Origin of the sequence: Gimesia alba, from assembly GCF_007744675.1 — a bacterium.
In the GTDB taxonomy this organism is placed as follows: domain Bacteria; phylum Planctomycetota; class Planctomycetia; order Planctomycetales; family Planctomycetaceae; genus Gimesia; species Gimesia alba.
Genome location: NZ_CP036269.1, coordinates 1 through 13,501, shown reverse-complemented (window position 1 = coordinate 13,501; position 13,501 = coordinate 1). Strand labels below are relative to the sequence as shown.

The 13,501-nt window shown below is 47.6% G+C and carries 10 protein-coding genes; 4 read left to right on the top strand and 6 right to left on the bottom strand.

The features are described 5' to 3' along the window. Window positions 1–56 precede the first annotated feature (56 nt). Window positions 57–1,460, bottom strand: coding sequence for a serine hydrolase (locus tag Pan241w_RS00050; protein ID WP_145209104.1), 1,404 nt, complete (start codon window positions 1,458–1,460; stop codon window positions 57–59). Window positions 1,461–1,887: 427 nt separating this feature from the next. Here Pan241w_RS00050 and Pan241w_RS00045 point away from each other — a divergent pair, with 427 nt between their 5' ends. Beyond that, window positions 1,888–2,721, top strand: a complete 834-nt coding sequence (locus Pan241w_RS00045; RefSeq protein ID WP_145209101.1) for an AraC family transcriptional regulator — start codon at window positions 1,888–1,890, stop codon at window positions 2,719–2,721. A gap of 94 nt (window positions 2,722–2,815) precedes the next feature. Here Pan241w_RS00045 and Pan241w_RS00040 read toward each other — a convergent pair whose 3' ends face one another. Beyond that, window positions 2,816–3,427 (bottom strand): MarC family protein, encoded by a 612-nt coding sequence (locus Pan241w_RS00040; protein ID WP_145209097.1) that lies wholly within the window; start codon window positions 3,425–3,427, stop codon window positions 2,816–2,818. 1,104 nt (window positions 3,428–4,531) lie between these two features. On the opposite strand from Pan241w_RS00040, the gene Pan241w_RS00035 reads away from it, so the two are divergent. The 3 genes from Pan241w_RS00035 to hpt are packed head-to-tail and all read left to right on the top strand — an operon-like array spanning window position 4,532 to window position 7,829. Continuing rightward, on the top strand, window positions 4,532–6,214 hold the full coding sequence (locus Pan241w_RS00035) for a hypothetical protein (RefSeq protein WP_145209094.1): 1,683 nt from the start codon (window positions 4,532–4,534) through the stop codon (window positions 6,212–6,214). 6 nt (window positions 6,215–6,220) lie between these two features. Next, complete coding sequence (truD, locus tag Pan241w_RS00030) at window positions 6,221–7,291, top strand: tRNA pseudouridine(13) synthase TruD (protein WP_145209091.1); 1,071 nt, start codon at window positions 6,221–6,223, stop codon at window positions 7,289–7,291. A 16-nt stretch (window positions 7,292–7,307) separates the two neighbouring features. After that, complete coding sequence (gene hpt / locus Pan241w_RS00025; protein WP_145209088.1) at window positions 7,308–7,829, top strand: hypoxanthine phosphoribosyltransferase; 522 nt, start codon at window positions 7,308–7,310, stop codon at window positions 7,827–7,829. A gap of 12 nt (window positions 7,830–7,841) precedes the next feature. On the opposite strand, the gene Pan241w_RS00020 is transcribed toward hpt, so the two are convergent. The 4 genes from Pan241w_RS00020 to Pan241w_RS00005 form a co-directional block, all read right to left on the bottom strand. Continuing rightward, complete coding sequence (locus Pan241w_RS00020; protein ID WP_145209085.1) at window positions 7,842–10,337, bottom strand: DNA gyrase subunit B; 2,496 nt, start codon at window positions 10,335–10,337, stop codon at window positions 7,842–7,844. 112 nt (window positions 10,338–10,449) lie between these two features. Further along, complete coding sequence (locus Pan241w_RS00015; RefSeq protein WP_145209082.1) at window positions 10,450–10,794, bottom strand: DUF721 domain-containing protein; 345 nt, start codon at window positions 10,792–10,794, stop codon at window positions 10,450–10,452. A gap of 3 nt (window positions 10,795–10,797) precedes the next feature. Then, window positions 10,798–11,928, bottom strand: a complete 1,131-nt coding sequence (dnaN, locus tag Pan241w_RS00010) for a DNA polymerase III subunit beta (protein WP_145209078.1) — start codon at window positions 11,926–11,928, stop codon at window positions 10,798–10,800. A 535-nt stretch (window positions 11,929–12,463) separates the two neighbouring features. Beyond that, entirely contained in the window at window positions 12,464–13,501 is a 1,038-nt protein-coding gene (locus Pan241w_RS00005) for a DnaA ATPase domain-containing protein (RefSeq protein WP_145223098.1), read from the bottom strand.

Here is a 13,501-nt window from a genome sequence, read left to right as displayed (position 1 = left end):
CAACACAAAACCTCATCGGTCTAATCTATCAGGCTCACAGCCGGCGTATTGATCGCTCACTTAATTCGGTAAGCAGTCTGCTTAACACCATTTTGATGTAAAATCAAACTTTTTGCAGGACCCGTCTTATTCAATTTGAATTCCAGCGTCGCGTCAACGCCGCGGTATGACCAGCGCGTCGCTGAATCGGGAAAGACCTCCTGTGTGGGTTGGTTGGTAATACTGACCATCAAATGCCCATCACGATCACGAACCGTGAAGATAAAATTCGGCGTCAATTGATATCGGCCTTCCAACCGGCGACGATGTTTCGCATCAATAACGATGTCATCGGCTTTAGGGTCTGGCGTTCTTTTTGGTTCCGGTTTGATTTCCCGACCTGCGGCTTTGAGTACCATCTGCATCGCCAATTGATCGATTTGGTTTTTCACGGCTGTATTAGATAATATAACAACCGCGCAGTTTAACTTGCGATTTATGAAGAGTGATGAATGTGATCCGCCGGTCTGACCGTTGTGCCAACGCGTCTGACCATCGCCGGCAATCACCCAGCCCAGCCCCATTGCCGGACCTGATGCATCTTTATCACGGTGTTGTTTCCAGGCTAATTCGATGGCTTCGCCAATTTTGCCCGTTGGCGGATTCAATTGTGCCTGGGCAAAACGCAGCATGTCCTGCATTGTGGCGCGAATTCCGCCAGCACCCGGCAGATTTGAAAACGTCCAGGGCTTTGTGACGGTACCGAATTTCGCATGCGGAGTGGCAAGCCGCTGCCTTTGATCTGTGCTTAATGAAACGGTGCAATCGGTCATGCCCAGTGGCTTCGCGATGCGTTTCTGCAACAGTTGTTGATAGGACCTGCCAGCCTGCTGCGCAACCAGATATCCCAGAACCGACGCCCCGAAGTTTGAATATTCCTGCGAAGCACCGGGCTGACGTGGCAGTTTGTATTGGTTCAGGAATGCCGCTGCTTTTTTTGAATCGTAATTTTGATACGGATTCTTCAAATCGGTCGGCGCTAAATTGCCGGGAAGTCGTGGCAGTCCTGACCGGTGGGTACTCAAATCAATCCACTTGATCGACCGCCCCTCGTGCGACGGTAACCGAATCCCGGCAGTATTGGCAACGTCCGCTGTCGCATTGAGATCAATCTCGCCCCGGACAACCGCATCGGCCAGCATTAACCCTGTGAAAACTTTGCTGATGGATCCGAGTTCATACACAGTCAAGTCATCAGGTTTTTTCCCGGCTCGGTTTGAGCTTCCCAAGTGTACCATGCCTGAGTGTTTGCCTGCGATGTAACCAATGGATAGTCCATCAACGACTCGCTTTTGAACCAACGGCTCAGCCGCTTTCTTGATCCATTCCTCCGTCAGGTTCTGCGCCGATGAAAACGAAACGCCGATCGAAAAGTACAAAACCATTGAAAGCAGGGATAACATCCAGCGCTGACCATTCATATTTGAATCCTCGCAAAAGCTAAAACAAACGCTTCCTTGCTGATGAGGGTATAGACGGACCACCTTCGCAACTGACGAGCCATGTTCGCCCAACCAGTTTATGAACAGTGTCTTAGGATTTTCTTTTCGTATCAATAAAAAAACTCTTTCCAGAAGTATTAGTAACTTGAGTAAGAAATTTCTTACAAAAAACAGGCAAAAAAGTTATCTTGTCGCGAAAATAAACTGCAGTCGTATTCTATTCGTTTCTGTACCCGTTGTGATGCACGCGGGAGGGATTCAGAGATTGCTCTCCATTTTGAACCGAGCTGCGAACCTTCTCACTGCATGCATTTCTGCGAAGACCGCAAGAACGATCAAGCGGCTGTTTCGCAATTCGAGTAGCATCACAACAGATTTGTTGGACTTGAGATGATGGAAGACTGTGATGAATCCTGTGCAAAAAGCGCTCTGGTATGTGGAAAATCATTCTCGCAAGGGAATCAGCCTTGAGCAGGTGGCTCGTGCTAGCTGTGTCTCTCCCTACCACCTGACGCGAACGTTTGCAGAAGTCTTTGGTACTTCCTTAATGCGATATGTGCGACTGCGTCGCCTGTCAGAAGCAGCAAAACAACTGTCTGAGGGTGCATCCGACATTCTTTCCCTCGCCCTTGATTACGGATACGGATCTCATGAAGCATTCTCTCGTGCCTTCAAAAAAGAATTTGGAGTCACACCTGAGAGTGTACGCACTCTGGCTGACCTCTCCCTACTTCCGTTAATGGAGCCCATTACCATGACCTCAACACAACTTCCGAAACTGGACCCGCCGCGCGTAGAGACATTACCTGAAATGAGTTTTGCAGGTCTGGTCGAACGCTATCAAAGTAAATCGCCGGCAGGAATCCCAAACCAGTGGCAACGGTTTTCGGCATTGCTTCAGCACATGCCCCTCCTCATTGATCAAAACGCTTATGGTATCTGCTTCAACTTCGATGAAGAAAAAGGAGAATTCTACTACATGGCCGGAGTGCCTGTCAGCAAAAGTGCAGAGATACCACTGGGACTGGTCCGGTTCGACTTACCGCTTCAGAAGTATGCCGTCTTCCATCATGGGGGACATATTTCCGAGATTCGATCAGTCATCTCAGCCATTTGGTCTGAGGCGTTATCCAAGTCTGGATACGAGCCAGTAGAAAAGCCCGCTTTCGAAAAATATGGCCCCGAATTCGATGGACAAACAGGACGCGGTGGTTTCGAAATCTGGGTCGCAATCAAATAACATTGGTTTCAATATACGAGCGACCCGCTATTACAAGCACTATCGGATTTTCATCTGCGGCGGTTTGGGTTGCATCAAAAGGATGTTTAAGATTTTAAAATTTATCGACCCATGTTCGGAGGCCCTGCATGATCATGTCAATCGAAACTGTTCCGACGTAAAGTGCTGTTATGCGACCCGTAATCTCGATATACCTGTTAATTAACGCTTCCCGAGTTTGATTCACCATATCGTGGATCAATTTCAGCAATATGATTGTCGCAAGACAGATGAAAACAGACGTCACAACAATCGTGCACGCTACTAGAGGATCATGTCTTTTACCAATCAGTACACAGGCACTGATTGTCCCCGGTCCAATCAGCACTGGCATAGCAATCGAACCGGAAAGGTTCTCGGATTCTCCTCTTAATGCTTCAATCACAACGGGGCCTTGAAATACAAACTGAATTCCAATCAGGAGAAACACAATGCCTCCGAAGATCTGGAATGATGCAAATTCGACTTGCATTACACCTGTAAAAATCTTGTCTCCCAGAATCACAAAGCTACAGAAAATAACGCAGGTAATCAGACCAGCCCTGATCAATACAAGACGAAACTGTTTCTGATTGAGCTTTCGAACCACATCAACAAGGTAAATAATCACCAGAAATGGGTTTAGAAGAGTTAACAAAAGTGCTGCCGAATTGAAAACATCAGTCATAAGTTTTTGCACCGAACGATTTGAAAACTATGCGTGTAAACATCGATCGAATACTGCAACGTTCCCTGGTTTGAAAGTACATCGATCGGGGTAAAAAGCTTCCATTCTAGCTAGTGTTTGGATTGATTGAAAGAACACACGTTTTCGTCGGCTACAAAACGCGTATCGGAGCACATAAGCCGTGGGAAACTGATTGTTCATCGACCAGATTAATTTGCTTACCCAAGTCTTTTCAAACATTCATCGCCTGTAACCACTGCCCGATTTTCATCTGCAGCGGTTTGGGTGACATCGGGTAGAATCCTCATGGACGTGATTTGCTGCGTCTGCTTTTTTTCGGGACGTTGCGCCTGGTAGAAACAGCGGCCAGGTCGTGTTTCTTAAACCGAATTGTTTTTATAAAGGCAGAGGAACCGGGGCTAACGCCCTTCGGCTAATAGGGAATACAGTTGGTAAGTTCCGAACAACTAGATCAGCTGCGCGGCTAACGCCGTACCGCACATTTTTGTTATGGATTGAGGAAAGTTCTGACATGGATCGTTTATCTGGATTGTTGTGTTTTTGGATTTCTGGTTGTCGAATATTTTGTTGTTTTGTAGAGCAGATTGTCTACAGAGGTATGGATGTGTCGAGTGGAATTTGTTTCAAACGGTGCGGAATGGGGGTTGATTTGTGTCCCTGGTGTGTTGAGAGTGTGTCGATATGCGGTTTATTGTGTTCGAAGTGTGTCGACCCGCATAAAAAAGAGGTGCTCATTATGAATCAGACGTGTGATGTGAAAAAAAATTGGTCTGAAACAAGCGACTTTTACGGGGAGCAGATTCACAGGAGCGCTGATAACCAGTGCATAAAGTGTTTGACCCGCGCGCGACGCATAACCAGGGATCATCGCCAGTGCCGCGTTGCTGTCAAGGGGCGTTTTTTCACTGGGGATACTAAACAGAAGTCGCTTTTTTATGCTGATTTTAATAATTTTTTGCAACCGGATTAGGAGAGATCAGGTAAACTATTTAGCCGAAGGGAGTTTCTCTACGGAGAGAGTGCCTTTGAAGATTTTGACTTCACATTTTCTGACAACCGTCTTTCTTTTCAAGGGGATCTCCCGTGTATCGTGTCTCTCCAAGTTCTTATATCAAACGATTTACGTTCACGGTCTGTTTTCTGGCTGTGGGCGTCCTTGCTTTTGCTCAGTCCGATACGAATCGGGAACCACGCAAGGACAAAATGGACTGGAACCAGCCGATCGCGGTGGCTGCGATCGCCGGCATTGACCGGGTTCTGGAAGACATTGATTACCTGTTTGAGACCGTTCAGAAGCCCGAATACCCGGCGATGATCAAGGGATTTCTGGCACAATATCGGAATCTGGAAGGCCTGGATAAAACGAAGCCGCTGGGTGTGTTTGTGTTTTTGAACGAGGGAATCTCTCCCCAGCCAACGGTGGTGGGATTCGTACCTGTGAAGGATCTGGATGCGTTAACACAAACACTGGACGAAGTCGGTTTTGTGTTAGCACCCGTGGAAGGAAAAGAGAACCGGTATACGCTGGCACTGCCCAGTTTTTCGATACACATCAAGATGGCCCATGGTTATGCATTCCTTCAAATTACAAGTGAAGCGCTGGACCGCTATTTTTATAACCCGGACGACTACACCAGTGCTCTGGCGAAAAAATACGATATCGCAGGATCTCTGTTGTTGAAGAATGTTCCCGAACCGATGCGAATGATGGCCGTCGATCTGGCCAGTGCGAAGCTGGACGAACAGCTGGCCCGCAAACCGGGCGAAGACGACATTCAATACATGAGCCGCAAAGAGACGCTGTTATTTGTGAATAAACAATTCGCAATCATCGCCAAAGACGGCGACAACCTGACGTTTGGCTATGCGCTTTCGAAAAAAGACAAACAGATTCGGCTCAACCTCGGTGTCAAAGCAAATCCAGGATCTGAACTGGAGAAAGAATTAAAACTGCTTTCATCAAAGTCGAGCCAGTATTCTTATCTCAACGCTGAATCAGCTGATTTTCTGGGATACACGGTGGTTCCGTTGCGAAAAGACATCGAACAGAAAAAACTCCTTGAATTGCTTGAACAATCAGAGGCAAAAGTTCCGCCGATCCTGTTGGGCGACGATTCGAATCCGGGACCCGTCGCCAAAATGCTGGAGTCGGCCAAAGCAACTGTCCAAGCCGGGAAGTTGGATGGTCATATTCAAATGCAGCAGACTTCGAAAGGCAAAGCGACATTGATTGCTGCTTTGAAACTGAATGAAGGAGAAGAATTCCAACAGGGTCTGAAGGATTTGTTTGAATTAATGAAGCAGGCGGAAAATACTCAGGGAATCGAATCTCACGTTGCCGAAGTGGAAGGTGTTACAATCCATAAAATTGCTCCCGACGATCTGAAGAAAAATACTAAAGAATTCTTTGGTGAAGATCCCATGATTTTCATCGGTTGTGATGCAAATGAGTGCTGGCTGGCAATGGGAGAAGATGAAGCGTTAGAACTGTTGAAAAAAACAATTTCTGCTCGGAAAAGTAATGGAAACCAGAACAAAGCAGGTGCTTCATTTCTGGTTTCTATGAAGCTGGGTTCATTGCTTCCTCTGGCGAAAGAGAATGCGAAGAACCAGGAATTTATGGATTCTGCTAAAGTTGCATTTGCTTCGGGTGGCGACTTGATGACCTTTTACCCTAAAATCACAGCCGATGAAGCCAGCCTGAACCTGGAACTGGGGGAAGGGTTTATTCGGCTGATCTCTTTAGCCATTGCCAACCGAAAATAGAACCTGATGCCCGATCCCGAACAATCATTTCTGCCTTACCTGACTGAAGATTTACCGGGAATCGGCGGCGTTTTAAAAACGACGATGGAAGATTTCGTCGTAGAAGAAATTCCCGTGTATGCTCCCTCGGGGGAAGGAGATCATCTTTTCCTCTGGGTGGAGAAGCGGGATGTCTCGGCGCAGTTTCTGGTTAAAATCCTGTCTCAACTGCTGCGACTCAATCCCCGTGATATCGGGGTCGCCGGGTTGAAGGATCGGCGGGCGGTAACACGACAGTTCGTTTCGGTACCAGCGGATTGTGAACCCTTGTTAGCCGATTTTTCTTTCGACGGCATCAAGATTCTGGAAAGCACGCGGCACGAACGGAAACTGAAAACCGGACATCTCAGAGGCAATCGATTTTCGATTTTGATCCGAGATTCGGCAGAGGATGCGTTTCAGAAAGCAACGTCGATCCAGCAGAAAATTGAGCAGGTAGGTTTTCCCAATTATTACGGTACACAACGGATGGGCCGGGATAATGAAACGCTTGTGATGGGTCTGAAGCTGCTCAAAGACGAGCGGGTTCCGAGCAAGTATTTCCGCAATAAATCGCTCAAACGCCTGGCATTATCGGCGGCACAATCGAGTCTGTTCAATCGTGTCCTCTCGGAACGGGTTTCGAATCAGAGCTTGCATACCGTTCAACTGGGAGATGTGATGCAGGTCTGTGAAACAGGCGGCATTTTTGTGGTGGAAGATGTAGCACGCGAACAAGAGCGGTTTGACAATCGAGAAACGGTCATCACCGGACCGATCTTTGGACCGAAAATGAAGTCGCCTACGGATACAGTGCTGGAACAGGAGCAGCATGTTCTGAGTGAATTTGAGCTGGAGATGTCTCATTTTTCTCGCTTCAAAAAACTGACTCCAGGTGCCCGACGCCCTTTTCTTATCTGGCCCGATCAACTTAGAATAGAAGAGACGGGTGAGGGGGTTTTATTTCATTTCACTTTGCCTTCTGGCGTGTATGCGACAATGCTGCTCAGAGAATTTATGAAAAACGAATCGGCCGCTCAAACAGCCGACGACGTTTAAAGAAAGGATTTCTTCTGTGAAAGTTCTGATTGATCAACAACAGATCAACTCGCGTGTGATTTCTCTGGGCCGCGAACTGGCCAATGAATATCAGGATCGGCCGCTGACAATTATCGGGATTCTCGCTGGCAGCCTGGTCCTGCTGGCAGATTTGATTCGCGCGATCGATGTGCCGCATCAGGTTGGTCTGCTCCAGGCATCCAGTTACCGGGGAAAAACGACCACCGCGGGAACGCTGAGCGTGAATCTGGATTACCTGCCCGATATTGCCGATCGCGATGTCTTATTGATTGATGATATTTTCGATACCGGCAAAACAATGCAGACGGTACTGGCACAAATCAACGAGCTTCAACCACGATCATTGAAATCGGCCGTATTACTCTGGAAAGAAGAAGCAACCGAAGTCGACTTTGGGCCGGACTATCATTGTTTCAAAATCCCGAACCATTTTGTTGTCGGATACGGCCTGGACTTCAACAACGAGTACCGTCACCTTCCCTTTATTGCGTCTCTGGAAGGTACGGATCTCGCTTAAATACGGGTTATATTAAACGTCCAGATTTTTGACGTCCAAGGCGTGTTTCTCGATGAATTCACGACGCGGTTCGACGACATCCCCCATCAGAACACGGAAGATTTCATCGGCGGCGGCGGCGTCTTGCATGCCGACTTGCAGCAGAACTCGATTCTCCGGATCCATACTGGTGTCCCAGAGTTCTTCGGAATTCATCTCACCTAATCCTTTGAAGCGAGTCAGTTTGAGGCCCTTTTCGCCGATATCGCGAAGCGAAGGCAGCAATTGTCTGAGACTGCTCAAGCGGACCACGCTGTTGCCACTGTTGATCTGGAACGGAAAGATGGGTTCACCGTTTCGGTTGCCGGGAGAGTAGAAGTCTTTGAGTTTGATTCCATAGCCGCGTAACTGTTTCAGCAGTTCATTGATGGTGCGAATTTCATGGAGATCGGTCACCTGCAAGGCACCTGCTTTTTCGAACTCGTCTTCGTCTTCTTCGGAATCCTGGGCTGCTTCATGCTGACCATTTTCATCGGCAATTTGAAGTTCCTCGCCTCGTTTCGCTTCCTCTTCTTTGAGGAATTGGCTCATCGCTTCCTGAGTCTCAAACCAGTACTGTTCTTTACCCAGGAAGATTCGAAATTGGGGAAGCAGCCCATCTTCTGTAGCGAAATTTAGTGCAAGGAACTTGAGGTCAATGCCGCGACGATCCAGGGTTCCCAATGGTTCTTCTAAATCAGAAACCAGGTTCACCAGTTTTTCGAGCATTTCAGCTTCAAAAATGGTTCCATCCTCGTGCTGCAGATTGGAATCGCCCAGAGCGAGTTCAACCAGCTCGTTCATCATCTCTTCCTGAGTCTGAACATAGCGAACTTTTTTGCCTTGAGTCACCCGGTACAATGGAGGCTGAGCGACATACACACAACCGTGATTTACCAGTTCTCGCATGTGCCGAAAGAAGAAAGTTAACAACAAAGTCCGAATGTGGCTTCCATCGACGTCGGCATCGGTCATCAGAATGATTTTTCCATACCGGCGTTTGGTGACATCTTCGAGAGCGGCTCCCGGAGGAACGCCGACTGCTTTGAAGATGTTGGAAATTTCCGCGTTGTCCAGAATTTTCACCAACTGTGCTTTTTCAACATTCAGAATCTTACCACGGAGCGGCAAAATGGCCTGGATATTTGAATCGCGACCTGTGTCTGCCGATCCGCCGGCAGAATCCCCTTCGACCAGGTACAGCTCGGTAATGTCCAGTTCACGGCTGCGACAATCGCGGAGTTTTTCAGGTAAGCCACCAGTTGTGAGTGCCCCTTTGCGGCGGACCATCTCGCGTGCTTTTTTGGCTGCTTCACGGGCTTCTGCGGCTAACAGACCTTTGAGCGAGATCTTTTTGGCGACACCGGGATTTTCCTCGAAAAATTTGGTCAGCTTTTCATTCACAACGGTCTGGACGATGCCTTCGACTTCGCTGTTCCCCAACTTGGTTTTGGTCTGACCTTCAAATTGAGGATCTGGTACGCGGACTGTGATGACGGCCGTCAAACCTTCACGAAAGTCATCACCACTGGGAGTGAAATCTTTAAACAGATTGGCTTTCTTACCGTAGGCATTGATCGTACGCGTAAGAGCGCCACGGAAACCGGAAAAATGAGTCCCGCCTTCAATATTGAAAATGTTGTTCGCAAAGCAGCGGACATTTTCCAGAGAACCATCATTGTGTTGAACGGCGATGTCGACTTGAACGCCGTCCTGCTCTCCCTCGATATGAATAATTTCCTCATACAGCACATTTTCGGTCCGATTCAAATGGCGAACAAATTCCACCAGACCTTCTTCATAGTGGAACTCATCCGACTGACCGGACCGCTCATCGGTGATACGAATCTTCACGCCGGCATTCAAAAACGCGAGTTCTTGAAGTCGTTTGGTCAATGTGTCGTAGATAAATTTGGTATCGGGGAAAATGGTACCATCGGGTTTAAAAGTGATTTTGGTTCCGCTCTTGGAAGTTTTTCCCAGTTTCTGAAGAGGCGTTTTCACGACTCCCTGGGCAAAATTAATCGTCCAGACATGGCCCTCGCGGCGCACTTCGGCTTCCAGCCATTCGCTGAGTGCATTCACGGCGGTAATACCGACGCCGTGCAAACCACCGGTTCCCGTTTTATAACCCCCTTCCCGGTCGAATTTTCCGCCGGCATGAATCTCGGTCAAAACAACTTCCAGTGCCGGCCGGTTATTCATATCGGGCATCGCACCAACGGGAATCCCGCGACCATCATCGCTGCAAGTGACGCTGCCGTCGGCATTGATTTTGACGTTGATCACGGACGCATATTGATTCACACACTCATCGATCGAGTTATCGACGACTTCGTAGACGAGGTGATGCAGACCTCGCAAGGTGGTATCACCAATATACATGGCTGGGCGTGTACGAATCCCTTCGACGCCTTCCAGGGCTCGAATATTCGATTCATCATAGCCTGCTTTTTTAAGGTCTGCCTGATTCTGTTCTTGATCACTCACGCTTTATCACTCCCGTGAATTAATAGATTGCTTCTAAGAAATAGAAAGCTGTTCTGTCTCTTAGATTGACTCCCAACAGTAATTTCACATTCCATTACCAGAACTGCCGGAGTTACTTTTTTGTCTTTGACTTCAACCGAAATCGAATATCGCGGACATCCTGTTTTCCATACTCTTTTTGTAATTTCTGAAGTAGCGAACCCTTATGAAACGAATTCAGTTCGTTCAACAGTGCCGAGTTTTCCACCCCGATTTGCACGATTCGATTTTTAATTCCCTGAACCGTCGTCTGACCGGCGATTTTCTCTCCTGCTGCCTGTTTCCATGCGTCTAACAAGCGTCGATCTCCCTGAACCCGCCCCAGTCCCTTTAACGCAATCAGCTCTGAGAGTGCTTGAGAAATGGGAACGGCTGAAGGTATCGCACGGCTCGTTTTGAATTCGTACTTTTGTGACATAAATTACCGTGCTTGCGAAAGAGGCATGATAACGTATGTGTAGCCGTCATCGGTTTTCAGAACCGCGGCACTGTCGGAATCGATCAGCTGGAGCTGAATATGAGCTGCCGAATCCAGAGCTTTGAGGAAATCTGCCAGATATCGCACATCGAAAGTGATCACGATATCTTCGCCTTCAAAGGGAATTGGAATTTCCACTTTCGATTCACCAACCGAGGCTGCAACACTTTTCAAAGTCAACAAACCGCTGGAAAAGATAAAATCGACGCCCCGTGTTTCGACATCGGTCACAATCTGTGCCTGACGTACTGCGGCGAAGAAAGTCCCGACTTCCAAATCGATACTATGAGTTGGCTCTGGGGGAATAACATCCCGATATTTTGGGAAACGCCCTTCGACTAATCTGCCGAAGATTGTCGAACGACCGCTTTTCACGATGACATCGTTGGCACGAATTGCGATCTGAATGTTGCCTTCATCTCCCGTCAGACTCTTTTCAATCAACGACATGGCCTTCGCGGGAATCACCGGACGGTTGTTCTGGTATGCTTCCTCTCCCTGGTAAGAACAGGCCGATTCTACCATCGCCAGTCGGCGACCATCGGTGGCTGCAAGAGTCAGTTTATCGTCTTCTACATCAAACAGAACCCCGCCCAGAGCGTACCTTGTACTTTCCGGATCGGTCGCAAAAACGGTGCGACGGATCATTTCACGAAACGACTGGATCGGGACTTCGAAGTAGTTTGATTCGTTAAACGTTTCCACTGCCGGAAATTCCGAAGGATCGTGGACAGACAAGCGGAACTCACTTTTCCCTGCCTGGATCAGAATATAATCCTGTTCAGACTCTTCGTCTTTTTTCAGTTCGATCTCAATCGAATCGGTCTTGGCTTCCCGCAAGATGGAAACCAGCTCGTGGACGGAGAGCAGGATCTGACCGGGAATCATCACTTCGACTTCTTCGAAATCGTAGCGGATACTGACTTCGAGATCGGTCCCACTCAAAGTTGCTTTGCCGTCTGCCGCCTCGAGCTTGGCACACTTCAGGACTTCTTTCGGTGTACGAGAGCTGATAACGCTGCCAATAATCTGGAAGCCGGACAACAGAGTGGATCGTGAACAACTGAGCTTCATGTTTGAATCAATTTCTCTAAGATTTCGTTGAAAATCGGGACTGCCCTGTTCCTGATATGATGGGCTTTCTGGCAGTCAATAAGTGCGTCCTTTTTGGTAATCTTATTTTATTGAGTTTCACCGGTTTTCACAACGATTGGAAGGCTCTGAATCTGCACATCAAGGTTGATTTTCAAAGTCATTTTTCTATTAAATATTTAAATTTAGTAGTAGTAGTATCAGGGGAAGACTTTGATTGTGGATTACCTGGATGGATATGTTGTAAACTGCTTTGGGTTAATAGTTTATGGTATCGGTGACCGCAGAGTTAGCTGTCGATAACCTGTGAATTTAATATTGATGATGGGAGTAGTTGATGGTGAATAGAAATGACACTCTGAATTGCGCGCGCCGGCGCTGTTCAAAAACGCGAGAGAAGTTGACATTCCTCATCTCGAATTAAACAAATTATGCACAAAAAGAGGCATGCGGACTGGAATAAATCGTAGCTGAAAATGTCACCTGACTGGATTTCTCTGCCACGTTCTCCTGACTGCTATAAGAGATATACTCCAAGCTGTTGCTTAATGCGAGAAATCTGTTGGCGTAAACCGGGTGATTTTTCGAGACCGTGTTGAATATGACGACAAGCATGAATAACCGTGCTATGGTTCTTGCGATTAAAATAATTTGCAATTTTCGCTAAAGATTCGTCGGTCAGTTCGCGCGAAAGAAACATGGCACATTGTCGGGGAAGCACAATTTGCTGAGAACGGTTGGCAGAGCGGATCTCTGCCAGGCTGGTTTTGAACTCTCGACAAACGGCTTTCGTTATTTTCGCGACGCTGGTTTTTGGTCCTTCAATATTTCCTTCGAGGTACTGTTTGACAAACGAAGTATCAATCCGTTGCTGATTGATCCGACTGACGGTCTGCAGTTGCATCAGCATCGCATATAACTCGCGTGGCGAAAGTTCTTTTTTGTGAGCAATTAGCGAGAGTTCTTTTTTCTGGATCGGGATTTGTTCGAGGTTAGCCCAGAAGGTCAAGAGTTCAAGACGGCTCTGATATTTCAAGGGGCTGATCGCGACACAGATCCCACCATGAAATCGGTTCACCAGTTTTTTATCGAAGCGTGCCAGTTCTCCGGGTGGTTTTGTTGAAGAAATGACGACCCTGCCTTCCGACTTGAGAATCTCGTCCAGGACCGATAATAATTCTCGTTGTGTCTGGGTCCGATTCTCCAGACTTTGAATGTCTTCCAGAATCAACAGGTCCAGTTCTCGAAAGGTTCGCTGGAATTCGGGAATGCGGTTGCGATTCGAGGCGGCTGCGAATTTGGCAGCGAATTCACTCGCAGTGACGATTTTCAACGCCGCTTCGGCATGAATTTCAACAAAATCCGTGAGTAAATCGGAAATCAGAGCGGTTTTTCCACAGCCTGAGGGGCCATACAAATAGACCAGTTGCGGATCGGGGGACTCGATTGCGTGGAATAATTCAGAGACGGCAGTATACGCGTATTGATGCTCTTTTAAGATCAGAAACGGCTTATCAGAGGTGTGCTGTTGATGTTTCCCAGAGTTCGACATCAT

Bases quoted from the DNA above. Each gene is read 5' to 3' on its own strand.
- Pan241w_RS00050 (WP_145209104.1), bottom strand. From the start codon at position 1,460: ATGAATGGTCAGCGCTGGATGTTATCCCTGCTTTCAATGGTTTTGTAC.
- Pan241w_RS00045 (WP_145209101.1), top strand. From the start codon at position 1,888: ATGAATCCTGTGCAAAAAGCGCTCTGGTATGTGGAAAATCATTCTCGC.
- Pan241w_RS00040 (WP_145209097.1), bottom strand. From the start codon at position 3,427: ATGACTGATGTTTTCAATTCGGCAGCACTTTTGTTAACTCTTCTAAAC.
- truD (WP_145209091.1), top strand. From the start codon at position 6,221: ATGCCCGATCCCGAACAATCATTTCTGCCTTACCTGACTGAAGATTTA.
- Pan241w_RS00015 (WP_145209082.1), bottom strand. From the start codon at position 10,794: ATGTCACAAAAGTACGAATTCAAAACGAGCCGTGCGATACCTTCAGCC.
- dnaN (WP_145209078.1), bottom strand. From the start codon at position 11,928: ATGAAGCTCAGTTGTTCACGATCCACTCTGTTGTCCGGCTTCCAGATT.
- Pan241w_RS00005 (WP_145223098.1), bottom strand. From the start codon at position 13,501: ATGATGTCGAACTCTGGGAAACATCAACAGCACACCTCTGATAAGCCG.